At 60.4% G+C, this 24,079-nt stretch carries 22 protein-coding genes; 16 read left to right on the top strand and 6 right to left on the bottom strand.

The genetic code is table 11. From position 1 onward, the window contains the following. Positions 1 to 56 precede the first annotated feature (56 nt). Complete coding sequence (locus tag ACVWZP_RS14490; protein WP_046384542.1) at positions 57 to 965, bottom strand: flagellar protein MotY; 909 nt, start codon at positions 963 to 965, stop codon at positions 57 to 59. A 156-nt stretch (positions 966 to 1,121) separates the two neighbouring features. Between ACVWZP_RS14490 and pyrC the strand changes: the two genes are divergently transcribed. Then, positions 1,122 to 2,168 carry a dihydroorotase gene (pyrC, locus tag ACVWZP_RS14495; RefSeq protein WP_017844624.1) on the top strand — a complete coding sequence of 349 codons (1,047 nt, stop codon included), beginning with the start codon at positions 1,122 to 1,124 and terminating at the stop codon, positions 2,166 to 2,168. After that, a complete protein-coding gene (gene rnt, locus ACVWZP_RS14500) occupies positions 2,165 to 2,836 on the top strand; it encodes a ribonuclease T (protein ID WP_017844623.1) in 672 nt (223 codons plus the stop codon). The genes pyrC and rnt overlap by 4 nt, the downstream gene beginning before the upstream one ends. A gap of 279 nt (positions 2,837 to 3,115) precedes the next feature. Here the strand turns inward: rnt and ACVWZP_RS14505 are convergent, their stop codons facing one another. Beyond that, positions 3,116 to 4,141 carry an IS110 family RNA-guided transposase gene (locus ACVWZP_RS14505; protein WP_079443074.1) on the bottom strand — a complete coding sequence of 342 codons (1,026 nt, stop codon included), beginning with the start codon at positions 4,139 to 4,141 and terminating at the stop codon, positions 3,116 to 3,118. Positions 4,142 to 4,257: 116 nt separating this feature from the next. Next, positions 4,258 to 4,860 (bottom strand): peroxiredoxin, encoded by a 603-nt coding sequence (locus ACVWZP_RS14510; protein ID WP_017844622.1) that lies wholly within the window; start codon positions 4,858 to 4,860, stop codon positions 4,258 to 4,260. 245 nt (positions 4,861 to 5,105) lie between these two features. On the opposite strand from ACVWZP_RS14510, the gene ACVWZP_RS14515 reads away from it, so the two are divergent. Further along, positions 5,106 to 5,324, top strand: coding sequence for a bacterioferritin-associated ferredoxin (locus tag ACVWZP_RS14515; protein WP_026139755.1), 219 nt, complete (start codon positions 5,106 to 5,108; stop codon positions 5,322 to 5,324). A 201-nt stretch (positions 5,325 to 5,525) separates the two neighbouring features. Further along, complete coding sequence (gene bfr, locus ACVWZP_RS14520; RefSeq protein ID WP_017844621.1) at positions 5,526 to 5,996, top strand: bacterioferritin; 471 nt, start codon at positions 5,526 to 5,528, stop codon at positions 5,994 to 5,996. 171 nt (positions 5,997 to 6,167) lie between these two features. Here the strand turns inward: bfr and grxD are convergent, their stop codons facing one another. Next, the gene (grxD, locus tag ACVWZP_RS14525; RefSeq protein ID WP_046384543.1) at positions 6,168 to 6,506 is read right to left on the bottom strand and encodes a Grx4 family monothiol glutaredoxin; all 339 of its coding nucleotides are present in this window, start codon (positions 6,504 to 6,506) and stop codon (positions 6,168 to 6,170) included. A gap of 86 nt (positions 6,507 to 6,592) precedes the next feature. Then, the gene (locus ACVWZP_RS14530; RefSeq protein WP_102617512.1) at positions 6,593 to 8,701 is read right to left on the bottom strand and encodes a molybdopterin oxidoreductase family protein; all 2,109 of its coding nucleotides are present in this window, start codon (positions 8,699 to 8,701) and stop codon (positions 6,593 to 6,595) included. A 433-nt stretch (positions 8,702 to 9,134) separates the two neighbouring features. On the opposite strand from ACVWZP_RS14530, the gene argF reads away from it, so the two are divergent. After that, positions 9,135 to 10,055, top strand: coding sequence for an ornithine carbamoyltransferase (gene argF, locus ACVWZP_RS14535; RefSeq protein ID WP_026139754.1), 921 nt, complete (start codon positions 9,135 to 9,137; stop codon positions 10,053 to 10,055). Next, the gene (locus ACVWZP_RS14540) at positions 10,052 to 11,161 is read left to right on the top strand and encodes an ABC transporter ATP-binding protein (RefSeq protein WP_079442950.1); all 1,110 of its coding nucleotides are present in this window, start codon (positions 10,052 to 10,054) and stop codon (positions 11,159 to 11,161) included. Before argF ends, ACVWZP_RS14540 begins: the two co-directional genes overlap by 4 nt. Before the next feature lie 24 nt (positions 11,162 to 11,185). Here the strand turns inward: ACVWZP_RS14540 and ybaK are convergent, their stop codons facing one another. Further along, positions 11,186 to 11,656, bottom strand: a complete 471-nt coding sequence (gene ybaK / locus ACVWZP_RS14545; protein ID WP_017844616.1) for a Cys-tRNA(Pro) deacylase — start codon at positions 11,654 to 11,656, stop codon at positions 11,186 to 11,188. A 327-nt stretch (positions 11,657 to 11,983) separates the two neighbouring features. On the opposite strand from ybaK, the gene ACVWZP_RS14550 reads away from it, so the two are divergent. The 10 genes from ACVWZP_RS14550 (at position 11,984) to aauR (ending at position 24,071) form a co-directional block, all read left to right on the top strand. After that, on the top strand, positions 11,984 to 12,838 hold the full coding sequence (locus ACVWZP_RS14550) for an MIP/aquaporin family protein (protein ID WP_026139753.1): 855 nt from the start codon (positions 11,984 to 11,986) through the stop codon (positions 12,836 to 12,838). A 79-nt stretch (positions 12,839 to 12,917) separates the two neighbouring features. Further along, positions 12,918 to 14,423: a glycerol kinase GlpK gene (glpK, locus tag ACVWZP_RS14555; RefSeq protein WP_017844614.1), complete on the top strand. Its 1,506-nt coding sequence runs from the start codon at positions 12,918 to 12,920 to the stop codon at positions 14,421 to 14,423. Between the two features lie 95 nt (positions 14,424 to 14,518). Further along, positions 14,519 to 15,274 (top strand): DeoR/GlpR family transcriptional regulator, encoded by a 756-nt coding sequence (locus tag ACVWZP_RS14560; RefSeq protein ID WP_017844613.1) that lies wholly within the window; start codon positions 14,519 to 14,521, stop codon positions 15,272 to 15,274. Between the two features lie 275 nt (positions 15,275 to 15,549). Continuing rightward, positions 15,550 to 17,088 carry a glycerol-3-phosphate dehydrogenase gene (gene glpD, locus ACVWZP_RS14565; protein WP_017844612.1) on the top strand — a complete coding sequence of 513 codons (1,539 nt, stop codon included), beginning with the start codon at positions 15,550 to 15,552 and terminating at the stop codon, positions 17,086 to 17,088. 315 nt (positions 17,089 to 17,403) lie between these two features. Further along, positions 17,404 to 18,330, top strand: a complete 927-nt coding sequence (locus ACVWZP_RS14570) for a glutamate/aspartate ABC transporter substrate-binding protein (protein WP_017844611.1) — start codon at positions 17,404 to 17,406, stop codon at positions 18,328 to 18,330. A 194-nt stretch (positions 18,331 to 18,524) separates the two neighbouring features. Then, on the top strand, positions 18,525 to 19,271 hold the full coding sequence (locus ACVWZP_RS14575) for an amino acid ABC transporter permease (protein ID WP_017844610.1): 747 nt from the start codon (positions 18,525 to 18,527) through the stop codon (positions 19,269 to 19,271). After that, the gene (locus tag ACVWZP_RS14580) at positions 19,271 to 19,942 is read left to right on the top strand and encodes an amino acid ABC transporter permease (protein ID WP_046384547.1); all 672 of its coding nucleotides are present in this window, start codon (positions 19,271 to 19,273) and stop codon (positions 19,940 to 19,942) included. Before ACVWZP_RS14575 ends, ACVWZP_RS14580 begins: the two co-directional genes overlap by 1 nt. Beyond that, positions 19,939 to 20,673, top strand: coding sequence for an amino acid ABC transporter ATP-binding protein (locus tag ACVWZP_RS14585; RefSeq protein ID WP_017844608.1), 735 nt, complete (start codon positions 19,939 to 19,941; stop codon positions 20,671 to 20,673). Before ACVWZP_RS14580 ends, ACVWZP_RS14585 begins: the two co-directional genes overlap by 4 nt. 159 nt (positions 20,674 to 20,832) lie before the next feature. Then, on the top strand, positions 20,833 to 22,734 hold the full coding sequence (aauS, locus tag ACVWZP_RS14590; RefSeq protein ID WP_017844607.1) for a two-component sensor histidine kinase AauS: 1,902 nt from the start codon (positions 20,833 to 20,835) through the stop codon (positions 22,732 to 22,734). After that, the gene (gene aauR, locus ACVWZP_RS14595; protein ID WP_017844606.1) at positions 22,731 to 24,071 is read left to right on the top strand and encodes a two-component response regulator AauR; all 1,341 of its coding nucleotides are present in this window, start codon (positions 22,731 to 22,733) and stop codon (positions 24,069 to 24,071) included. The genes aauS and aauR overlap by 4 nt, the downstream gene beginning before the upstream one ends. Positions 24,072 to 24,079: the final 8 nt, after the last annotated feature.

Below are 24,079 nucleotides of genomic sequence, written 5' to 3' on the forward strand. Positions count from 1 at the left end.
CAGCAAATGAAGATAAAGCGACAGATTATGTCGAGCGGGCGACCAATGGTCGCACCTTATGACGTAGCGGCGGGGTTGCTCGGGCCCTTGGCTTGCACCGCCGGTTTCTCGGGGGCAGCCACGCGTTCGAGCTGGATATTGACGCGCCGATTGCGCGCGCGGTTGGCGGCATTGGTATTGGGCGCCAAGGGGTAGCTTTCGCCGTGGAAACGCATGGTGATCTGCGATTCCGGCACGCCGTTGGCCTTGAAGTAGTCCATCACCGCCAATGCGCGACGGCGCGAGACATCGCGATTGGTCAGGCGATTGCCGCTGTTGTCGGAGTGACCGTTCAATTCGATATGGTTGACCGTCGGATCGGCCTTCATGAATTCGACGATCACCGCCAGCTTGCGCTTGGCCGCTGCGTCGAGCTCGATACCGCCACCGGGGAAGCCGACTTCGGTCTGCTTGACCTGATCGTAATTCATCGGCAGCAGCTTGGCGGTACACAGTTGATAGTCGTTGTAGGCTTTGTTGAATTTCACCGGCAACAGACGAATTTCCGAATAGCCGCCTTCACGCCCGTAATGCCGCACGGTCGGGCTGCGCCCCTCGAGCAGGCCATTGAACAGGCGCCCGGCCTGGGCCTGGGAACTGTTGAACAAGACCTCGCCACTGCCGGCACGCACGGCGCCGAGGTTGATATCGCCACGGCCCGGTTGCCATGGCGCAGCCGCCGCCAGCAGGGTCGCCGATCCTGCGCCGAGCAAGCCGTTAAAGGCTTTCAGACGGAATGTCGCCTGCTCGCCGGCCCGGCGCACGAACTCACCCGAGCCGAAATCGGTGATCGGCTGGGTCAAGCGGCACTCGAATTTGTCGCCCTCCACCTTCCACTCAATATTCTCCAGACGTGTCTGGAACGTGAGGGCCATCGCAGGCAGGCTGGCGAACACACTGAGCAGGGCTAGATAATGCTGGCGCACGGGAGGCTCCACTGGTTTCTACAACACTTCAAAGCGTCATACATCGTTAAGGCATACCAAAGGCTATCGGATGCATCCGGCAAAACTTGATAGCGAGTGCCTGCAAGAGTCTTTTCCGGTAGCATTCCCACCAGATTGACCCGCCTGGAATCCCCAATGTCCGACCGCCTGACCCTGCTGCGTCCCGACGACTGGCATATTCATCTTCGCGATGGTGCTGCGTTGCCCCACACCGTGGCCGATGTTGCGCGCACGTTTGGCCGCGCCATCATCATGCCTAACCTGGTACCTCCGGTGCGTAATGCCGCGCAGGCCGACGCCTATCGCCAGCGCATCCTCGCTGTACGGCCGGCCGGCAGCCGCTTCGAACCGCTGATGGTGCTCTACCTGACCGACCGCACCCAGCCCGACGAAATCCGCGAGGCCAAGGCCAGCGGTTTCGTACACGCCGCCAAGCTGTATCCGGCGGGCGCGACCACCAACTCCGACTCCGGCGTGACCAGCATCGACAAGATCCTGCCGGCGATCGAAGCGATGGCCGAAGTCGGCATGCCGCTGTTGATCCACGGTGAAGTCACCCGCGGCGATGTCGACGTGTTCGATCGCGAGAAGATCTTCATCGACGAGCATATGCGCCGGGTGGTCGAGCTGTTTCCGACCCTCAAGGTGGTGTTCGAACACATCACCACGGCCGATGCGGTGCAGTTCGTCACCGAGGCCTCGGCCAACGTTGGCGCGACCATCACCGCCCATCACCTGCTCTACAACCGCAACCACATGCTGGTGGGCGGGATTCGGCCGCACTTCTATTGCCTGCCGATTCTCAAGCGCAACACCCATCAGGTGGCCCTGCTGGACGCTGCGACCAGCGGCAACCCGAAGTTCTTCCTCGGCACCGACTCGGCGCCCCACGCCCAGCATGCCAAGGAAGCGGCCTGCGGTTGTGCCGGTTGCTACACCGCCTATGCGGCGATCGAGCTGTACGCCGAAGCGTTCGACCAACGCAACGCCCTGGACAAACTCGAAGGCTTCGCCAGCCTCAACGGCCCGCGTTTCTACGGGCTGCCGGCGAATACCGACCGCATCACCCTGGTCCGTGAAGACTGGACTGCCCCCGTCAGCCTGCCGTTTGGCGAGCTGACTGTTATCCCGCTGCGCGCCGGTGAAACACTGCGCTGGCGCCTGCTGGAGGAAAGCAAGTGAGTGAAGACCATTACGATGACGAACACGAGCATAGCGGTGGAGGTTCCCGTCACCCGATGGCCGAGCGGTTTCGCGGCTATCTGCCGGTCGTCATCGACGTAGAAACCGGTGGCTTCAACTGCGCCACCGACGCGCTGCTGGAAATCGCCGCGACCACCATCGGCATGGATGAACAGGGTTTTGTGTTCGCGGAACACACCCACTTCTTCCGCGTCGAGCCGTTCGAAGGCGCCAATATCGAAGCCGCGGCCCTGGAGTTCACCGGGATCAAGCTCGATCACCCACTGCGCATGGCGGTGAGTGAAGAAGCAGCACTGACCGATATCTTCCGTGGCGTGCGCAAGGCGTTGAAGGCCAATGGCTGCAAACGCGCGATCCTGGTGGGGCACAACAGCAGCTTCGACCTGGGCTTCCTGAATGCCGCCGTGGCGCGGCTGGACATGAAGCGCAACCCGTTCCACCCGTTCTCCAGCTTCGACACCGCTACGCTCGCCGGCCTGGCTTATGGCCAGACCGTATTGGCCAAAGCCTGCCAGGCCGCCGGTATCGACTTTGACGGTCGCGAAGCCCACTCGGCGCGCTATGACACCGAAAAGACCGCCGAGCTGTTCTGCGGCATCGTCAACCGTTGGAAACAGATGGGCGGCTGGGAAGACTTCAACGACTGAAGTGGAATCCCGCGCATAAAAATCTATGGTCACCCCCATTTTTGCAATACTGATTAACGGGTGGTGTGGTTGGCTTGCTTAAATCTATCCGGCGTCTGTTTGGGGCATGCCCCAGCGCCACGATGAGAGTCGCGCCTGACGATCCTTAAAAACCGGTCGGCTTCTGAAGCCGATTTTTATGTCAGGATCTTCGCCAGGCCGGTGTGCCGTTCACATCATCTGTTGTTCAGCTATCGCAAAACCTGAAGGGTGAATCGTGGTACTGCAACAACTGCAGGGTCAGGCGTTCAAAGCGTCTGGCCCTGCTTCATATTGCGTATGGCGAGCGGCTATCGCCCAAGCGATACGCGCCAGTTTGTTAGCCAGGGCACAGGCCACGACATTTGAATGTCGTCGACTGAGCAAGGTTTTAACCCAGTCAGCCAGAGCGCCTTTCTGGTGATCCAGCCTCTGCATATAGACCCTGGAACACTGCACCAACAGTTGTCGCAGATGCTTGTCACCCCGCTTGCTGATCCCCAGCAGATTGGCCTTGCCGCCCGTACTGTACTGCCTGGGCACTAAGCCAACGGAGGCGGCAAAGTCGCGACCGCATCGGTACTGTTTACCATCGCCCATCTCCACAGCCAGCAGGCTGGCGGTGATCGGGCCGACACACGGCATGCTCAGCAAACGACTGCCCAGATCATCGTTGGCCAGTTGGCCCGCCAGTTCTTTATCCAGCGCTTTGATTTGCTCATCCAGATAGACGAAGTGATCGTGCAGGCGCTGCAATAAGACCGTCAGACGAACGGGTAATTCGTGCTCGGCCAAAACGCTCGCCAAACGCTTCATGATGGCCAATCCCTTGGGCAGGCTGATTCCAAACTCCAACAGAAAACCGTGCATCTGATTAGCCGTTTTGGTGCGGTCATGCACCAATGATTCGCGCATCCGATGCAGCACAGACAGGGTTTGCTGGGATTCGGTTTTAGGCGTAACGAAGCGCATGGATGGGCGGGAAGCGGCTTCACAGATCGCCTCAGCGTCGACGAAGTCATTTTTGTTGCCCTTGACGAAGGGCTTAACGAACTGCGGGGAAATCAGCTTGGCCGTGTGTCCCATCGCCATCAGTTGGCGAGCGACAAAATGCGACCCTGCACAGGCCTCCATCACCACGACACAGCTCGGCACATTGCCGAAAAACTGCATCATCTGCGCTCGTGAGCATTTTTTGCGAAACACCTCGCGGCCCGACTTATCCTGGCCGTGCAGGTGGAAAGTATGTTTGCCGAGATCGATACCGATCAGTGCTGACTCGCTCATGATGATGGCCTCCGAAAACAAAACACCCCGTGAAAGCGTAGCCCTCACAGGGTGTTGGGGGTGACCATCTCATTAGCCGGCCTTCTCAGGCCGGTTTTTTTTACCGCAAACGTGGCTTACAGCTTGCCGGCGTTCTCGGTCAGGTAGGCTGCAACGCCTTCTGGCGAAGCGTTCATGCCTTTGTCGCCTTTTTTCCAGTTGGCAGGGCAGACTTCGCCGTGCTCTTCGTGGAATTGCAGCGCGTCGACCAGACGGATCAGCTCTTCCATGTTACGGCCCAGCGGCAGGTCGTTGATGATCTGCGAGCGCACAACGCCCTTGTCATCGATCAGGAACGCGCCACGGAACGCCACGCCGCCTTCGGACTCAACGTCGTAGGCCTTGGCGATGTCGTGCTTCATGTCGGCAGCCATGGTGTATTTGACTTTGCCGATGCCGCCATCGTTGATGGCAGTGTTGCGCCAGGCGTTGTGGGTGAAATGGGAGTCGATGGAAACCGCGACCACTTCAACGTTACGCGCCTTGAAATCGTCCATGCGGTGGTCCAGAGCGATCAGCTCCGAAGGGCAGACGAAAGTGAAGTCCAGCGGGTAGAAGAACACCAGGCCGTATTTGCCTTTGATGGCTTCAGACAGCTTGAAGCTGTCAACGATTTCGCCAGTGCCGAGAACGGCAGGTACGTCGAAATCCGGGGCTTGTTTGCCGACGAGTACGCTCATTGGATATCTCCTGATGCAGGGGTGACGATTGAAGTAAAAGGACCGGCCTCGAGTCTGCCGCGCATAAGCGACAAGCCTGTGACGCAGTCACGCTTCGTGAAGACCGACCATCATACACTGAAAAAACCGTTCGTCAGCGCACAGGCAAAGTCGCGGCCCAGCACGGCAAAACTACTTTGACAATCATTCTCGTTAACATTAAGATCCATCGCACTTAAGCCTTAAACCCGCGATGGTTCTCCCTTATGTATGTCTGCCTCTGCACTGGCGTCACCGACGGACAAATCCGCGAAGCAATCTACGAAGGTTGCTGCAGCTACAAGGAAGTGCGTGAAACGACCGGCGTTGCCAGCCAATGTGGCAAATGTGCTTGCCTCGCCAAGCAAGTGGTACGGGAAACCCTGACGCAGCTGCAAACAGCTCAGGTCGCGCTGCCCTATTCAGCAGAATTTACACACGCCTGAATCAACGTATTTTAAAGAGCCGGACTTAGTGTCCGGCTTTTTTATGCCCGCAATTCAATTAGTTAGGGCCAAGACGCGGAACACAAACATTCTTATTCAGATTAATTTTCATTTATTATTCAATAACTTAGGTTTGACACTCAGGGGCTCGCCACGCAGACTCCTGCTTATATACCGCGAATAAAGGGCAGGACCCCAATCATGAAAGGCGACATCTCAGTCATCCAGCAACTCAACAAAATCCTTGGCAATGAACTGGTCGCGATCAATCAGTACTTTCTGCATGCGCGCATGTATGACGATTGGGGCCTGGAAAAGCTGGGCAAGCGTGAGTACAAGGAATCGATCAAAGCCATGAAGGACGCCGATGCCCTGATCAAGCGCATCCTGTTCCTGGAAGGCCTGCCGAACGTACAGGACCTGGGCAAGCTGAACATCGGCGAGCACACCCACGAAATGATCAGCAGCGACCTGGGCTTCGAACGCAAGAGCCACAGCGAGCTCAAGGCCGCCATCGCTCACTGCGAAGTGACCAAGGACTTCGGCAGCCGCGAACTGCTGGAAGATATCCTGGAAGACCAGGAAGAACATATCGACTGGCTGGAAACCCAACTGGGCCTGATCGACAAGGTCAGCCTGGAGAACTACCTGCAATCGCAGATGGGTGAATAACCCTTATTCACGGTAGGCGCGAGTTTGCTCGCGAAAAACTCAAGGGCCCCGCATTCCATCAGGGGGCCCGCGTTATCGTTGACGTTCTTCGCGAGCAAGCTCGCTCCTACAGATGAAGCACAAAAAAGCCCCGCTCTCGTATGAGAAGCGGGGCTTTTTGTTGCAGGCCAATCAAGCTTCAGTCTGGGCTGCCGCTTTTGCCGCTGCGTCTTTGACCAACGTCTGCAACTCACCGTTCTCGAACATTTCACTGATGATGTCGCTGCCGCCGACCAGCTCACCGGCTACCCACAGTTGCGGGAAAGTCGGCCAGTTAGCGTACTTCGGCAGGTTCGCGCGAATTTCCGGGTTTTGCAGGATATCCACATAAGCGAATTTCTCGCCACATTTCATGATGGCTTGGGACGCTTTCGCGGAGAAGCCGCACTGCGGGGCATTGGGAGAGCCCTTCATGTAAAGCAGAATGGTGTTGTTGGCAATCTGCTCTTTGATCGTTTCGATGATATCCATGGAACACCTCGGCTGGAACTTTGCGACTCACAGGTCGGCACGGTGGCGCATTGTAACGCAAAATCCCAGCGTGGTGCTCGGAGACCTTATGCCGCAGCTACGTGGACCGGCACGCCGTTCAGCGCGGCATTGCCCGATAACTCATCCAACTGCCGCTCGTCGGTCAGGTCGTTCGCGCTGGCACCCGGCTGACGGCTGGCGATCGTCATCTGCACGCCCGGACGCCCGTGGCCCCAACCATGCGGCAGGCTGACCACGCCTGGCATCATGTCCAGGCTGGCCGCGACCTCGACCTCGATCATGCCGATGCGCGAACTGACCTTCACCCGCTGCCCGTCGCTCAATTGGCGGCGGGCCAGATCCTCCGGATGCATGAGCAGTTGGTGCCGGGGCTTGCCCTTCACCAGGCGGTGATAGTTATGCATCCAGGAATTGTTGCTGCGCACATGGCGGCGGCCGATCAACAGCAATTCGTCGGCCGGTGGCAGCGGTTGCGCCGCGAAGCGCGCGAGGTCCGCCAGAATCACGGCCGGCGCGGCCTGTACCCGGCCATTCGCGGTTTTCAGGCGCGCGGCGAGATTGGGCGTCAGGGGCCCCAGGTCCACGCCGTGGGGGTGTTCGGCGAGCATTGCCACCGACAATTGGTGGCTGGAAGCATCGCCATACACGCCGGCGCGCAGGCCGAAGTCGATCATCTGCGCCGGTGGCAGGGTCGGCTTGAGCGCAACCCCGGTGTGCGCGGCAAACGCCTTGGCCAGGCCGACGAAGATCTCCCAGTCGTGCAGCGCGCCGTCAGGCTTGGGCAGGATCGCACGATTGAAACGGCTGACATTGCGCACCGCGAACATATTGAAGGTGGTGTCGTAGTGATCGTTTTCCAGCGCCGAGGTGGACGGCAGGATCAGGTCGGCATAACGCGTCGTCTCGTTGATGTAGAGATCGACGCTGACCATGAATTCCAGCCCATCCAGGGCCTGCTCCAACTGGCGACCATTCGGCGTCGATAGCACCGGATTGCCGGCCACGGTGACCAGGGCGCGGATCTGTCCTTCACCTTCGGTGAGCATTTCTTCCGCCAACGCCGACACCGGCAACTCACCACCGTACTCCGGACGCCCCGACACACGGCTCTGCCAACGATTGAAATGCCCGCCGGAGGTGGAGGCCACCAGGTCCACCGCTGGCGTGGTACACAAGGCGCCGCCTGGACGATCCAGGTTACCGGTGACCAGATTGATCAATTGCACCAGCCAATGGCACAGCGTGCCGAATGCCTGGGTCGAAACGCCCATGCGCCCGTAACACACGGCCCTGTCCGCCGCGGCAAAATCCCGCGCCAGCTGGCGGATCTGCTCGGCAGGCAGCGCGCACTGGCGGCTCATGGCCTCAGCGGTAAACCCGGCGATTGCGCGGCGCACGTCGTCCAGGCCGTCGACTGGCAAGTGACTGGCACGGGTCAGGTTTTCGGCAAACAACGTGTTGAGCAGTCCGAACAGCAACGCGGCGTCGCCACCGGGCCGTACAAACAGGTGCTGATCGGCAATCGCCGCCGTCTCGCTGCGCCGCGGGTCGACCACCACCACTTTGCCGCCCCGGGCCTGGATGGCCTTGAGGCGCTTCTCCACGTCGGGCACGGTCATGATGCTGCCGTTGGACGCCAGCGGGTTGCCGCCGAGGATCAGCATGAAGTCGGTGTGGTCGATATCCGGAATCGGCAACAACAGGCCATGGCCGTACATCAGGTGGCTGCTGAGGTGATGAGGCAACTGGTCGACCGACGTCGCGGAAAACCGGTTGCGTGTCTTGAGCAGGCCAAGGAAGTAATTGCTGTGGGTCATCAGCCCGTAGTTATGCACGCTGGGATTGCCCTGGTACACCGCCACTGAATTCTGTCCGTAGCGAGCCTGGATGCCCGCCAGTTTTTCGGCCACCAGCGCGAAGGCGTCTTCCCACGCAATCGGTTGCCATTCACTACCCACCCGCAACATGGGTTGGTGCAGGCGGTCCGGGTCATTCTGGATATCCTGCAACGCCACTGCCTTGGGGCAGATATGCCCGCGACTGAAGGTGTCCAGTGGGTCGCCCTTGATCGACGTGATCGCCAGGCTGCCGTCTTCGGCTTGGGTGGTTTCCAGGGTCAGGCCACAGATGGCTTCGCACAGATGGCAGGCACGGTGGTGGAGAGTCTTGGTCATGGCCAGTCTCTTTATTAGGGCTTTGGCCTGACTATGGGCCGCGACTGCGGCGGGCACCAGCAACGTTCGTCGCGTGAATCGAAGGGCATCAGGCCAGGCCATGGGCAAGCGTGAGAAAATGTTTCAAAACCTGCGGAAGTGCCCCTGAAACCGACGCAGCCTGGCCTGGCCCCGCCCTCGCGGATTGCAAAAGGTCGCAGGGCCAGTGTACAAATGACCCGCTGCTGTCAGGAAATCGTCTTCAAAAGCGCTCTCGCGCCTGTCTGAACACCCCTAAACACCGTAGCCCTATTGGTAAGACGCGACATTTAATTATAAGATCGCGCCTTCCCCTATTTCGTCGCCCCGTGCGGCTTTCGCCGCAGGTCTCGCCCGTTTTCACAATAAACAAGGCTTTGAGTATCTGCGGTCTGTTGCAAAAAGGTAGTTAATGATGAGCGCAAGGCACTTTCTCTCCCTGATGGATTGCACGCCCGAAGAGCTGGTCAGCGTGATCCGTCGAGGCATTGAGCTTAAAGACCTGCGTAACCGCGGCGTACTGTTCGAGCCTTTGAAAAACCGCGTACTCGGGATGATTTTCGAGAAATCGTCGACCCGCACCCGCTTGTCCTTCGAGGCCGGCATGATCCAGTTGGGTGGCCAGGCCATTTTCCTGTCGCCGCGTGACACCCAACTGGGCCGTGGCGAGCCAATCAGCGATTGCGCGATTGTCATGTCGCGCATGCTCGATGCGGTGATGATCCGGACCTTTGCCCACAGCACCCTGACCGAATTTTCCGCGAACTCCCGGGTACCGGTGATCAACGGCCTGTCCGATGACCTGCACCCGTGCCAGTTGCTGGCCGACATGCAAACCTTCCTCGAGCACCGTGGCTCGATCCAGGGCAAGACCGTGGCCTGGATCGGCGACGGCAACAACATGTGCAACAGTTATATAGAAGCGGCGATCCAGTTCGACTTCCACCTGCGCATCGCCTGCCCGGAAGGCTTCGAACCGTCCGCCGAATTCCTGGCCAAAGCCGATGGTCGCGTGCAGATCCTGCGTGATCCAAAAGACGCGGTGGTCGGCGCGCACCTGGTAAGCACCGATGTCTGGACCTCCATGGGCCAGGAAGACGAAACCGCCAAGCGCCTGAAGCTGTTTGCACCGTTCCAGGTCACCCGCGCCCTGCTCGACCTGGCCGCGCCGGACGTGCTGTTCATGCACTGCCTGCCTGCCCACCGTGGCGAAGAAATCAGCCTCGATCTGCTCGACGACCCGCGTTCGGTCGCCTGGGACCAGGCAGAAAACCGTCTGCATGCACAAAAGGCCCTGCTCGAATTTCTGGTCGAACCGGCGTACCACCACGCATGAGCAAGCCATTACTGCTGAACCTGCGCAATCTGGCATGCGGCTATCAAGATCAGCGGGTGGTACAGAACCTCAACCTGCACCTCAACGCCGGCGACATCGGTTGCCTGCTCGGCTCCTCGGGGTGCGGCAAGACCACCACCCTGCGTGCGATCGCAGGGTTCGAACCGGTACACGAAGGCGAAATCAGCCTGGCCGGCGAAGTCATCTCCAGTGCTGGGTTCACCCTGGCGCCGGAGAAACGTCGCATCGGCATGGTGTTCCAGGACTACGCGCTGTTTCCCCACCTGAGCGTGGCCGACAACATCGCCTTTGGCATTCGCAAGCACCCGCAGAAAGACCGCGTGGTCGCCGAATTGCTGGAGCTGGTCAACCTGAAGAACCTGGGAAAGCGTTTTCCCCACGAGCTGTCCGGTGGTCAGCAACAACGCGTGGCCCTCGCCCGCGCCTTGGCGCCGGAGCCGCAATTGTTGCTGCTCGACGAACCCTTCTCCAACCTCGATGGCGAGCTGCGACGCAAGCTCAGCCATGAGGTGCGCGACATTCTCAAGGCACGTGGCACCAGTGCGATCCTGGTGACCCATGACCAGGAAGAAGCATTTGCCGTGAGTGACCACGTCGGCGTGTTCAAGGAAGGTCGCCTGGAGCAGTGGGATACGCCCTACAACCTCTATCACGAACCGCTCACACCCTACGTCGCAAGCTTTGTCGGCCAGGGCTATTTCATCCGTGGCCAATTGTGTACGCCGGAATCGGTCAGCACCGAGCTCGGCGACCTGCGCGGCAACCGCGCGTATAGCTGGCCGCCAGGTGGCGCCGTGGATGTATTGCTGCGCCCGGACGACATCGTCTACGCACCGGACAGCGCATTGAAAGCGCGGATAGTCGGCAAGACGTTCCTCGGCGCCTCGACCTTGTACCGCCTGCAACTGCCGACGGGCGCCCAGTTGGAGTCGATCTTCCCCAGCCACGCCGACCATCAGGTCGGTGCAGACGTGGGGATCCGCGTCGCCGTCGAACACCTGGTGCTGTTCCGGGCTTCCGGCAGCACGGCGGCGCAGATTCCGCACACCGATTCGGGTGTGCGGCGCTACAGCCCGGCCAACTGAAGAAACCCGCTCCAGCCTTCGAACTCAGGCCCGGCCGATCGGCGCGAACGTGGCCTGGGTATGCTCGGCCAGAACCGCTGCGGACAACTCCACTTCCAACCCCCGTCTCCCGGCGCTGACAAAAATCGTCGGGAACGGCTGCGCGGTAATATCAATAAAGGTGCGCAAACGCTTTTTCTGTCCCAGCGGGCTGATCCCCCCCAGCAGATAGCCAGTGGAACGCTGCGCCGCCGCCGGGTCGGCCATCTCGACTTTTTTCACCCCGGCGGCGTGCGCCAGGGCTTTCAAGTCCAGACTTCCGACGACCGGCACCACCGCCACCAATAATTCGCCCTTCTCGCTGCTCGCCAGCAAGGTCTTGAACACCTGCGCCGGGTCCAGACCCAACTTTTCCGCGGCCTCCAGGCCATACGAGGCAGCTTTGGGATCGTGTTCATAACTGTGAATGCGATGTTCGGCGCGAACTTTTTTCAACAAATCCAATGCGGGGGTCATGGACGCTCCAGGCGTGGCAAACGGATGGCCAATTCTAGGCCAAGCCCACACAAAACGCTCTAGTACGCCCCTCACTCATGGCAATACTTACTGTGGCGAGCGTGATCATTCATCAAACCTATAGTTCGAAAATGACTGATAGTTCACTTTCGACCTTTGACAGCAGTCATTCTTGTCTATATTTTTTCGTTTCCGAATACTGTAGGAATACATCCGCAGCATTCCAGCAGTAAGCCGTGCCCGGGATGGGGATCCTCGACACGGTGAAAATCGCGCAAGGCCCGTTGAGGCCAGACGCCAGACAAGAACAACAAATTGAGGTTTTCCATGACAACTGCACTTCAACAGCCTTCACTTTCGAGCCAATGCATGGCCGAATTCCTGGGGACTGCGCTTCTGATCTTCTTCGGTACCGGTTGTGTCGCTGCGCTCAAGGTCGCGGGTGCCAGCTTTGGCTTATGGGAAATCAGTATCATCTGGGGGATCGGCGTGAGCATGGCGATCTACCTGAGCGCGGGCATCTCCGGGGCACATCTGAACCCGGCGGTCAGCATCGCCCTGTGTCTCTTTGCCGATTTCGACAAGCGCAAACTGCCCTTCTATATCCTCGCCCAAGTCGCCGGCGCCTTCTGCTCCGCGGCCCTGGTGTACACGCTCTACAGCAACCTGTTTTTCGATTACGAACAAACCCACCATCTGGTGCGCGGCACCCAGGCCAGCCTGGAATTGGCCTCGGTATTCTCGACTTATCCCCATGCACTGCTGAGCACGGCCCAGGCCTTCCTGGTGGAAATGGTCATCACCGCGATCCTGATGGGCGTGATCATGGCCCTGACCGACGATAACAACGGCCTGCCACGCGGCCCGTTGGCACCGCTGCTGATCGGCTTGCTGATCGCGGTGATTGGCAGCGCGATGGGCCCGCTGACCGGCTTTGCGATGAACCCGGCACGGGATTTCGGGCCCAAGCTGATGACCTTTTTCGCCGGTTGGGGTGAAATGGCCTTTACTGGCGGGCGTGATATTCCCTACTTCCTGGTGCCGATTTTCGCACCGATTGTCGGTGCATGCCTGGGGGCTGCAGCGTATCGCGGGCTGATTGCCCGTCACCTGCCAAGCGCCGCACCCGCTGTCGCCGAAACCGAAGACAGCGCCGTCAACGGCAACACCCGCATTTCCTGATAGCCAGCCTGGTCCACCCTGCCCCTTCGTGGCCCAGGCGGTTTACCCACTTCCTTATTTCTCGTCCAAGGCAATCGACATGACCGACATTCAGAATAAGAACTACATCATTGCCCTCGATCAGGGCACCACCAGTTCCCGGGCGATCATCTTCGATCGTGACGCCAACGTGGTCTGCACCGCCCAACGTGAGTTCGCCCAGCATTACCCGCAAGCGGGCTGGGTCGAACATGACCCGATGGAAATCTTCGCGACCCAGAGCGCGGTAATGGTCGAAGCCCTGGCCCAGGCCGGCCTGCACCATGACCAGGTCGCCGCCATCGGTATCACCAACCAGCGCGAAACCACCGTGGTCTGGGACAAAGTCACCGGCCGCCCGATCTACAACGCCATCGTTTGGCAGTGCCGCCGCAGCACCGAGATCTGCCAGCAGCTCAAGCGTGATGGCCACGAGCAATACATCAGCGACACCACCGGCCTGGTCACCGACCCGTACTTCTCCGGCACCAAGCTCAAGTGGATTCTCGATAACGTCGAAGGCAGCCGCGAACGTGCGCGCAACGGCGAGCTGCTGTTCGGCACCATCGACAGCTGGCTGATCTGGAAATTCACCGGCGGCAAGACCCACGTCACCGACTACACCAACGCCTCGCGCACCATGCTCTTCAACATCCACACCCTGGAGTGGGACGCGAAGATGCTGGACATCCTCGATGTGCCGCGGGAAATGCTGCCGGAAGTGAAATCGTCGTCGGAAATCTACGGCCGCACCAAGAGCGGCATTGCCATCGGCGGCATCGCCGGTGACCAGCAGGCCGCGCTGTTCGGCCAGATGTGCGTGGAACCGGGCCAGGCCAAGAACACCTATGGCACCGGTTGCTTCCTGCTGATGAACACCGGCGACAAAGCGGTGAAATCCAAGCACGGCATGCTCACCACCATCGCCTGCGGCCCGCGTGGCGAAGTGGCCTACGCCCTGGAAGGCGCCGTGTTCAACGGTGGTTCCACCGTACAGTGGCTCCGCGACGAGCTGAAAATCATCAACGACGCCCACGACACCGAATACTTCGCCGGCAAGGTCAAGGACAGCAACGGCGTGTACCTGGTGCCCGCGTTCACCGGCCTGGGCGCGCCGTATTGGGACCCGTATGCCCGTGGCGCGTTGTTCGGCCTGACCCGTGGCGTGCGCGTGGATCACATTATTCGTGCAGCTCTGGAGTCGATTGCCTACCAGACGCGCGACGTATTGGACGCGATGCAGCAGGACTCCGGCGAACGCCTTAAATCCCTGCGCGTGGACGGCGGCGCGGTGGCCAACAACTTCCTGATGCAGTTCCAGGCCGATATCCTCGGCACCCAGGTCGAACGCCCGCAAATGCGCGAAACCACAGCACTCGGCGCCGCCTACCTGGCGGGCCTGGCCTGCGGCTTCTGGGGCAGCCTGGAAGAATTGCGCGGCAAAGCGGTGATCGAGCGCGAATTCGAACCCCAGCTCGAAGAAGCGGCCAAGGAGAAACTCTACGCCGGCTGGCAAAAAGCGGTGAGCCGCACCCGTGATTGGGAACCTCACGAAGGCGCTGAATAAGCCCTTCACCGGAACCACTTAGGGTTGTAACTGGCAGGGAGCAGATTCCTGCGTCATCATGGGCCACTTTTGTATGGCAGCCCAAAGGACGCCCAATGAATCTGCCTCCCCGCCAGCAACAAATCCTCGAACTGGTCCGCGAACGCGGCTACGTCAGTATCGAGGAAATGGCGCAGTTGTTCGTTGTCACCCCGCAAACCATCCGCCGCGATATCAACCAGCTGGCGGACGCCAACCTGTTGCGCCGCTACCACGGCGGCGCAGCCTATGATTCCAGCGTCGAAAACACCGCATACGCCATGCGGGCCGACCAGATGCGCGACGAGAAACAGCGCATCGGCGAAGCGATCGCCGCACAAATCCCCGACCATGCCTCGCTGTTCATCAACATCGGCACCACCACCGAATCCATCGCCCGTGCGTTGCTCAACCACAATCACCTGAAAATCATCACCAACAACCTCAACGTCGCCACCATGCTCAGCGCCAAGGACGACTTCGACGTGCTGCTGACTGGCGGGAGTGTGCGACGTGACGGCGGCGTGGTGGGCCAGGCCAGCGTCGACTTTATCAACCAGTTCAAGGTCGATTTCGCCCTGGTCGGCATCAGCGGTATCGATGAAGACGGTAGCCTGCTCGACTTCGACTACCAGGAAGTGCGGGTTTCCCAGGCGATCATCGCCAATGCGCGCAAGGTGATCCTGGCGGCTGACTCGAGCAAATTCGGGCGCAATGCCATGATTCGCCTGGGCCCGATCAGCCTGGTGGACTGCCTGGTGACTGACCAGCAGCCGGTGCCGGCGCTGGTGCAGTTGTTGAACCAGCATAAGGTTCGGCTGGAAGTCGTCTAGCGCCTGCACTGATGCTATCGGGGGCAAGCCCCCTCCCACACTTTGATGTGTGAACCCATTCAAATGTGGGAGGGGCTTGCCCCCGATAGCGATTGATCCAGTCCCCATTTCCTTGAGCCTTCCCCAGGCACATGTTCACAAATTTTCCTTTTCTCGCCCTTCGATGAGTTTTTTCAATCGAAGTCGGGTGGCTGTGGGCGCGTTTATCAGCTACCATTTTCGGAAATGAACATTAATGTTCGATTTCCAATACGAAAAGATCGCGAGGCCAGCCGATGAACCCTTCCACCTTGCCTGCTCCACCGCTTGCCGAAGTCTATGACGTTGCCGTAATCGGTGGCGGGATCAATGGCGTCGGCATCGCAGCAGACGCAGCCGGGCGCGGGTTGTCGGTATTCCTTTGCGAAAAGGACGACCTGGCCAGCCACACGTCTTCCGCCAGCAGCAAGCTGATCCACGGCGGCCTGCGTTACCTCGAACACTACGAATTCCGCCTGGTGCGCGAAGCCCTGGCCGAACGCGAAGTCCTGCTGGCCAAGGCCCCGCACATCGTCAAGCAGATGCGCTTTGTGTTGCCGCACCGCCCGCACCTGCGTCCGGCGTGGATGATCCGCGCCGGCCTGTTCCTGTATGACCACCTGGGCAAGCGCGAAAAGCTCGCCGGTTCGAAAAGCCTCAAGTTCGGTCCCGACAGCCCGCTGAAAAGCGAAATCACCAAAGGCTTCGAATATTCCGACTGCTGGGTCGATGACGCCCGCCTGGTGGTGCTCAACGCCATGGCCGCGCGTGAAAAAGGCGCACACATCCACACCCAAACCCGCTGCGTCAGCGCGTACCGCAGCAAGGGCCTGTGGGAAATGAACATGGAACGCACCGACGGCAGCCTGTTCTCGATCCGCGCCAAGGCGCTGGTGAACGCCGCCGGGCCGTGGGTCGCCAAATTCATCAAGGAAGACTTGAAGCTGGATTCGCCCTACGGCATCCGTCTGATCCAGGGCAGCCACCTGATCGTGCCGAAACTGTACGAAGGCGCCCACGCGCACATCCTGCAGAACGAAGACCAGCGCATCGTGTTCACGATTCCATACCTGGACCACCTGACTATCATCGGCACCACCGACCGCGAATACACCGGCGATCCGGCGAAAGTGGCGATCACCGAAGGTGAAACCGACTACATGCTCAAGGTGGTCAACGCGCACTTCAAGAAGCAACTGAGCCGCGACGACATCGTCCACACCTACTCCGGCGTGCGCCCGCTGTGCAACGATGAGTCGGACAACCCGTCGGCCATCACCCGCGACTACACCCTGTCGCTCTCCGGCGGCGCTGGTGAGGCGCCAATCCTGTCGGTGTTCGGCGGCAAACTGACCACCTACCGCAAACTCGCCGAGTCGGCGATGGCTCACCTGGCGCCCTATTTCACACAGATGCGCCCAAGCTGGACCGCCACCGCCAGCCTGCCGGGCGGCGAAGACATGAGCACGCCGGAAGCCCTCGCTACGGCCATCCGTGCCCAGTTCGACTGGGTGCCAAGCGAAATCGCGCGGCGCTGGTCCACCACCTACGGCAGCCGCACCTGGCGCCTGCTCGAAGGCGTGCAATCGCTGGCCGACCTCGGCGACCACCTCGGTGGCGGCCTGTATACCCGCGAAGTCGACTACCTGTGCGCCGAAGAATGGGCGACCCAACCCGAGGACGTGCTGTGGCGCCGCACCAAGCTTGGCCTGTTCACCACTCCGGAAGAACAGGCCAATGTGCGGCGTTATCTGTCCAAGGTGGAGCATAACCGCAGCAAGATCCAGGCGGCCTGACAGACTGCTCGTACAAAAGCCCCTGCGCCGCAAGGCCCGGGGGCTTTTTCATATCGGTTCAGCCATTCGGTTTTCCGAACAGCATTCCCCTGCACGATTCGGTTTGCCGGACCTGGCCGTTATAAATCCTCGCTCATAAAAAGTTAATTCCTATATAAATCATACTGTTAACCTTTTAGTCGTGGACTGGCACGACTCATGCTCTACACTTCAGGACGATTGCCTGAGATGCCTCAGGAGCCGTCACGGGCATTCGCTGTATAAGAGAGCCGCTTAACCGGCTTCATAAAAAAAACAAATGTCGAGGAAGTATTGATGCGCATCGTTCCCCATATTTTGGGCGCAGCTATCGCTGCCGCTCTGATCAGCACTCCAGTTTTCGCCGCCGAACTCACCGGCACGCTGAAAAAAATCAACGACTCGGGCACCATCACCCTCGGGCACCGCGACAGCTCCATTCCGTTTTCCTACATCGCGGATGGTTCGGGTAAACCGGTGGGCTACTCCCACGACATTCAGCTGGCTATCGTCGAAGCCCTGAAAAAAGACCTGAACAAGCCCCAGCTGCAGGCCAAGTACAACCTGGTCACTTCCCAGACCCGTATCCCGCTGGTGCAGAACGGCACCGTGGACATCGAGTGCGGTTCCACCACCAACAACGCCGAACGCGCCCAGCAAGTGGCGTTCACCACCAACATCTTCGAAATCGGCACCCGCCTGCTGGTCAAGAAAGACAAGGATGGCAAGCCGTCCTATAGCGACTTCGCCGACCTCAAAGGCAAAAACGTCGTGACCACCGCCGGCACCACGTCCGAGCGCATCATCAAGGCGATGAACGCCGACAAGCAGATGGGCATGAACGTCATCTCCGCCAAAGACCACGGCGAGTCCTTCCAGATGCTGGAAAGCGGCCGCGCCGTTGCCTTCATGATGGACGACGCCCTGCTGGCCGGTGAAGAAGCCAAGGCCAAGAAGCCGAATGACTGGGTTATCACTGGTACTCCGCAGTCCTTCGAAGCCTATGCCTGCATGGTTCGCAAAGAAGATCCTGCGTTCAAGAAAGCCGTGGATGACGCCATCGTCGCGCTCTACAAATCCGGTGAAATCAACAAGATTTATAGCAAGTGGTTCGAAAGCCCGATTCCACCAAAAGGCCTGAACCTGAACTTCCCGATGAGCGACAAGGTCAAGGAACTGATCGCCAATCCGAGCGATAAGCCTGCGCCTGACGTAAAAATCTGATTTCTGGCTAACCTTATCTCCTGAGGGAGCCACTCCTCCCTCAGGCGTCTGTTACTACCTGCTGGCTATATTTTGGAACACTCGACCGGGCGGTTTTCGAGCCGATCGTGTGTGCCTGGCGTTCACCGTCAGGCGGGAACGGATTTTCCCCAAGCGGGTGCTTGTACATCGATCGATCTCGAGGGGAGACCCTAATGAATTACAACTGGGACTGGGGCGTGTTCTTCAAGTCCACTGGCGTTGGCAGCGAGACTTATCTCGACTGGTACATCGCCGGCCTGGGCTGGACCATTGCCATCGCCGTCGTGGCATGGATCATCGCCTTGCTGCTGGGCTCCATGCTGGGGGTCATGCGTACCGTGCCAAACCGTATCGTATCGGGCATCGCCACCTGCTACGTGGAACTGTTCCGCAACGTGCCGCTGCTGGTGCAGCTGTTCATCTGGTACTTCCTGATACCCGACCTGCTGCCGCAAAACCTGCAGGACTGGTACAAGCAAGACCTGAACCCGACCACCTCGGCCTACCTGAGCGTTGTGGTGTGCCTGGGCCTGTTCACCGCCGCCCGTGTCTGCGAGCAGGTACGCACCGGCATCCAGGCGCTGCCGCGTGGCCAGGAAGCCGCCGCCCGCGCCATGGGTTTCAAGCTGCCGCAGATCTACTGGAACGTGCTGCTGCCGCAGGCTTACCGGATCATCATTCCGCCGCTCACCTCGGAATTCCTCAACGTGTTCAAGAACTCCTCCGTGGCGTCCTTGATCGGCCTGATGGAATTGCTGGCACAAACCAAGCAGACCGCCGAATTCTCGGCCAACCTGTTTGAAGCCTTCACCCTGGCCACGCTGATCTACTTCACCCTGAACATGAGCCTGATGTTGCTGATGCGCCTGGTCGAGAAGAAAGTCGCCGTGCCCGGCCTGATCTCCGTGGGGGGTAAATAATGGAATTCGATTTCAGCGGCATCATCCCCGCGATCCCCGGCCTGTGGAACGGCATGGTCATGACCTTGCAGTTGATGGTCATGGGCGTGGTCGGCGGTATTGTCCTCGGCACGATCCTGGCGTTGATGCGCCTGTCGTCCAGCAAGTTGCTGTCACGCCTGGCCGGCGCCTACGTGAACTATTTCCGCTCGATCCCGTTGCTGCTGGTCATCACCTGGTTCTACCTGGCGGTGCCCTTCGTGCTGCGCTGGATTACCGGCGAAGACACGCCGATCGGTGCGTTCACCTCCTGCGTCGTGGCCTTCATGATGTTCGAGGCCGCGTACTTCTGTGAAATCGTGCGGGCCGGCGTGCAGTCGATCCCCAAGGGCCAGATGGCGGCCGCGCAGGCCATGGGCATGACTTACGGTCAGACCATGCGCCTGATCATCCTGCCCCAGGCGTTCCGCAAGATGACCCCGTTGCTGCTGCAACAGAGCATCATCCTGTTCCAGGACACCTCGCTGGTCTACACCGTGGGCCTGGTGGATTTCCTCAACTCCGCCCGCTCCAACGGCGACATCATCGGCCGCTCCAATGAGTTCCTGATCTTCGCCGGTGTCGTCTACTTCATCATCAGCTTTTCCGCCTCGCTGCTGGTCAAGCGTCTGCAAAAAAGGTTTGCCGTATGATCTCTATCAAAAACGTCAACAAGTGGTATGGCGACTTCCAGGTGCTGACCGATTGCAGCACCGAGGTTAAAAAAGGCGAAGTGATCGTGGTGTGCGGGCCGTCCGGCTCGGGTAAATCCACCCTGATCAAGTGCGTCAACGCGCTGGAACCGTTCCAGAAAGGCGACGTGATCGTCGACGGCACGTCCATCGCCGACCCGAAGACCAACCTGCCGAAACTGCGCTCGCGCGTCGGCATGGTGTTCCAGCACTTCGAGCTGTTCCCGCACCTGACCATCACCGAAAACCTGACCATCGCGCAGATCAAGGTGCTCGGCCGCAGCAAGGAAGAAGCCACCAAGAAGGGCCTGCAACTGCTTGATCGCGTCGGCCTGTCGGCGCACGCCCACAAGCACCCTGGCCAGCTTTCCGGTGGCCAGCAGCAACGTGTGGCGATTGCCCGCGCCCTCGCCATGGACCCGATCGTCATGCTGTTCGACGAACCGACCTCGGCCCTCGACCCGGAAATGGTCAACGAAGTGCTGGACGTGATGGTGCAACTGGCCCAGGAAGGCATGACCATGATGTGCGTGACCCACGAAATGGGCTTCGCCCGCAAAGTGGCCGACCGCGTGATCTTCATGGACGCCGGCAAGATCATCGAAGACTGCCCGAAAGAAGAGTTCTTCGGCGACATCAGCGCCCGCTCCGAACGCGCGCAGCACTTCCTCGAGAAAATCCTGCAGCACTAAAAAAGCCACAGCTTGCTCCTCCTGTAGGAGCGAGCTTGCTCGCAAAAAACGGCAACGATGAAGCGCACATCCTGGATGAACGCGGTGCCCTTGGTTTTTTCGCGAGCAAGCTCGCTCCTACAGGAAGGGGTGAGCGGTAGCTGACCCAAGGCATCTGTGATGAAATGCGACCCCAACCTCTATCGCGCCGCGCCGCCATCACTTGCCGTGAAGCCTCGTCTGATCCGCCAACTGTTCCTGCCGCCGTTGATCATCGCCCTGATGATCGGCCTGGGTTATATCGGCTTCTGGATCAGCGAGTACTATGGCATCCGCACCCTCAGCGATACCGGCGAACGCCAGTTGGAGCTGCATGCCCGCACCGTCGAAAGCGAACTGAGCAAATACACGTACCTGCCCAGCCTCCTGGAACTCGAATCCAGCGTGTCCACGCTGCTGGCCGAGCCGAACCAGGACACCCGCAAGACCGTCAACGACTACCTCGAAGGCCTGAACCGGCGCAGCCGCAGTCGGGCCATCTATGTGATGGACACCACCGGCCGCGTACTGGCCACCAGCAACTGGCGCGATGCCGACAGCTACCAGGGTGAAGACCTGTCCTTCCGCGCCTATTTCCAGAACGCCGTGCGCGGCCAGCCCGGGCGTTTCTATGGCATCGGCAGCACCAATGGCGAACCCGGCTACTACCTGGCCCACGGCCTGGAAGAGCACGGCAAGATCATCGGCGTCGCTGTGGTCAAGGTCCGCCTCGAAGCGCTGGAGGAACGCTGGAAACGCGCGCGTCTCGAAGCGTTTGTCAGCGACGAGAACGGCATCATCATCCTTTCCAGCGACCCGGCCCGCCGCCTCAAGGCCGTGCGCCCCCTGAGCGATGAGACCAAGGACCGCCTGGCGCACAGCCTGCAATATTACTGGGCGACGCTGAACGAGCTGGAGCCCCTGGCCCGCGAGCGCCTCAACGAAGGCACAGAAAAACTGACCTTTCCGGCCAACAGCGAAGTGGTGGCCGACGAACACGAAGTCAGCTACCTGGCCCAGACCCGGCCGCTGAGCGACACGCCGTGGAATTTCACCCTGCTCACCCCGCTCAACGACCTGCGCCGTGCAGCGATCAACCAGGGCATCCTGGTGGCCGTCGCCTTTGGCCTGGTGGCGCTCCTGCTGATTGCCTGGAACGAACGACGCAAAGTCATCGCCACCCGCCTCGCCGCCCGGGAAGCCTTGCAGGAAGCCAACAGCCAGCTGGAACGCCGGATTGCCGAACGCACCGCCGACCTGCGCGCGAGCAACGAGCGCCTCAAGGGGCAGATTCGCGAACGCCGCCAGGCCGAGGAAACCCTGCGCCGCGCCCAGGATGAGCTGGTGCAGGCGGGCAAGCTGGCGGCCATCGGCCAGATGTCCACCAGCATCGCCCACGAATTGAACCAGCCCCTCGCCGCGTTGCGCACGTTGTCCGGCAATACCGTGCGCTTCCTCGAACGCGGCGCGCTGGATACCGCCAGCGCCAACCTCAAGACCATCAACGAATTGATCGACCGCATGGGCCGCATCACCGCCAGCCTGCGCTCCTTCGCGCGGCGCGGCGACGACCAGGGCGAAGCCAACCTGGGCAAGGCCGTGGATGCCGCGTTCCAAGTGCTCGGCGCACGCCTCGACAGCCTGCCGCTGACGCTGCACCGCGACTTTGCCCCGGCCCAATTGCAGATAGACCAGACGCGCCTGGAGCAGATCCTGGTCAATCTGATCGGCAACGCCCTCGATGCCATGCAAGCACAACCGGCGCCGGAGCTGTGGCTGGAAGGCCATGAAGCCGACGGCAAATACCGCCTGCAGGTGCGCGACAACGGCCATGGCATCGACCCCGAGGCGCGCAAGCATCTGTTCGAACCGTTCTTCACCACCAAACCCGGCGAGCAAGGCCTGGGCCTTGGCCTTACGTTGTCCGCCAGCCTGGCCGCGGCCACCGGCGGCAACCTCGCCGTGGAGCATCCCGTCGGTGGTGGTACTGCCTTTGTCCTGAGCCTGCCGCTGGTGGGCGCTCAAACAGCCGAGTCGTCATGAACGTAGAAAAAAACCCTGACCTCACCGTCCTGATCGTCGAAGACGACCCCCACGTGCTGCTCGGCTGCCAGCAAGCCCTGGCACTGGAAGACATCCCCAGCGTCGGCGTGGGCAGTGCCGAAGAGGCGCTCAAGCGCATCGGCGAGAACTTTGCCGGCATCGTCATCAGCGATATCCGCCTGCCGGGTATCGACGGCCTGGAACTGCTCACCCGCCTCAAGGCCCTGGATAAAAGCCTGCCGGTGGTATTGATTACCGGGCACGGCGATATTTCCATGGCGGTCGGCGCCATGCGCAACGGCGCCTATGACTTCATGGAAAAACCCTTCTCTCCCGAACGCCTGGTCGACGTCGCGCGCCGCGCCCTGGAACAGCGCGGGCTGGCGCGGGAAGTCTGGGCGCTGCGCCGCCAGTTGGCCGAGCGCGACTCCCTGGAAGGACGCATCATCGGCCGCTCGCCGGCAATGCAGAATCTGCGCGAATTGATCGCCAACGTCGCGGATACGTCGGCCAACGTGCTGATTGAAGGCGAGACCGGCACCGGCAAGGAACTGGTCGCGCGGTGCCTGCATGATTTCAGCCGACGCCACGCTCACCCGTTCGTCGCGCTGAACTGCGGCGGCCTGCCGGAGAACCTGTTCGAAAGCGAGATTTTCGGCCACGAAGCCAACGCCTTTACCGGCGCCGGCAAACGTCGGATCGGCAAGATCGAGCACGCCCACGAAGGCACGCTGTTTCTCGATGAAGTGGAAAGCATGCCGATCAACCTGCAGATCAAGCTGCTGCGCGTGTTGCAGGAACGCACCCTCGAACGCCTGGGTTCGAACCAGAGCGTGGCGGTGGATTGCCGGGTGATCGCCGCCACCAAGTCCGACCTCGACGAATTGAGCCGCGCCAGCCAGTTCCGTAGCGACCTGTACTACCGCCTCAACGTCGTGACCCTGGAACTGCCGCCTTTGCGCGAACGCCGCGAAGACATCCTGCAACTGTTCGAACACTTCCTGCAGCAATCATCCCTGCGCTTCGACCGCAGCGTGCCGGACCTCGACAACCAGACCCTATCCAACCTGATGAGCCACGACTGGCCGGGCAACGTGCGTGAACTGCGCAACGTCGCCGAGCGCTTCGCCCTGGGCCTGCCCGCCTTCAAGAAAAGCGGCGCCAGCAGCGGCAGCCAGGGCCTGGCCTTCACCGAAGCGGTGGAAGCCTTCGAACGCAACCTGCTCAACGACGCCCTGCAACGCAGCGGCGGCAACCTGACCCAGGCCAGCCAGGAACTGGGAATGGCCAAGACCACCCTGTTCGACAAGGTCAAGAAATACGGTTTGAGCCACTGAGGAACCGC

The sequence above is a fragment of the Pseudomonas sp. TE36184 genome, assembly GCF_054060055.1.

What these genes read in the sequence shown, in the direction of transcription:
- ACVWZP_RS14505 (WP_079443074.1), bottom strand. Translation starts at nt 4,141, where the DNA reads ATGAGCGAGTCAGCACTGATCGGTATCGATCTCGGCAAACATACTTTC.
- glpD (WP_017844612.1), top strand. Translation starts at nt 15,550, where the DNA reads ATGAACCCTTCCACCTTGCCTGCTCCACCGCTTGCCGAAGTCTATGAC.
- ACVWZP_RS14550 (WP_026139753.1), top strand. Translation starts at nt 11,984, where the DNA reads ATGACAACTGCACTTCAACAGCCTTCACTTTCGAGCCAATGCATGGCC.
- glpK (WP_017844614.1), top strand. Translation starts at nt 12,918, where the DNA reads ATGACCGACATTCAGAATAAGAACTACATCATTGCCCTCGATCAGGGC.
- ybaK (WP_017844616.1), bottom strand. Translation starts at nt 11,656, where the DNA reads ATGACCCCCGCATTGGATTTGTTGAAAAAAGTTCGCGCCGAACATCGC.
- bfr (WP_017844621.1), top strand. Translation starts at nt 5,526, where the DNA reads ATGAAAGGCGACATCTCAGTCATCCAGCAACTCAACAAAATCCTTGGC.
- pyrC (WP_017844624.1), top strand. Translation starts at nt 1,122, where the DNA reads ATGTCCGACCGCCTGACCCTGCTGCGTCCCGACGACTGGCATATTCAT.
- ACVWZP_RS14515 (WP_026139755.1), top strand. Translation starts at nt 5,106, where the DNA reads ATGTATGTCTGCCTCTGCACTGGCGTCACCGACGGACAAATCCGCGAA.
- aauR (WP_017844606.1), top strand. Translation starts at nt 22,731, where the DNA reads ATGAACGTAGAAAAAAACCCTGACCTCACCGTCCTGATCGTCGAAGAC.
- ACVWZP_RS14530 (WP_102617512.1), bottom strand. Translation starts at nt 8,701, where the DNA reads ATGACCAAGACTCTCCACCACCGTGCCTGCCATCTGTGCGAAGCCATC.
- ACVWZP_RS14570 (WP_017844611.1), top strand. Translation starts at nt 17,404, where the DNA reads ATGCGCATCGTTCCCCATATTTTGGGCGCAGCTATCGCTGCCGCTCTG.
- aauS (WP_017844607.1), top strand. Translation starts at nt 20,833, where the DNA reads ATGAAATGCGACCCCAACCTCTATCGCGCCGCGCCGCCATCACTTGCC.
- ACVWZP_RS14510 (WP_017844622.1), bottom strand. Translation starts at nt 4,860, where the DNA reads ATGAGCGTACTCGTCGGCAAACAAGCCCCGGATTTCGACGTACCTGCC.
- grxD (WP_046384543.1), bottom strand. Translation starts at nt 6,506, where the DNA reads ATGGATATCATCGAAACGATCAAAGAGCAGATTGCCAACAACACCATT.
- ACVWZP_RS14575 (WP_017844610.1), top strand. Translation starts at nt 18,525, where the DNA reads ATGAATTACAACTGGGACTGGGGCGTGTTCTTCAAGTCCACTGGCGTT.
- argF (WP_026139754.1), top strand. Translation starts at nt 9,135, where the DNA reads ATGAGCGCAAGGCACTTTCTCTCCCTGATGGATTGCACGCCCGAAGAG.
- ACVWZP_RS14580 (WP_046384547.1), top strand. Translation starts at nt 19,271, where the DNA reads ATGGAATTCGATTTCAGCGGCATCATCCCCGCGATCCCCGGCCTGTGG.
- ACVWZP_RS14540 (WP_079442950.1), top strand. Translation starts at nt 10,052, where the DNA reads ATGAGCAAGCCATTACTGCTGAACCTGCGCAATCTGGCATGCGGCTAT.
- ACVWZP_RS14585 (WP_017844608.1), top strand. Translation starts at nt 19,939, where the DNA reads ATGATCTCTATCAAAAACGTCAACAAGTGGTATGGCGACTTCCAGGTG.
- ACVWZP_RS14560 (WP_017844613.1), top strand. Translation starts at nt 14,519, where the DNA reads ATGAATCTGCCTCCCCGCCAGCAACAAATCCTCGAACTGGTCCGCGAA.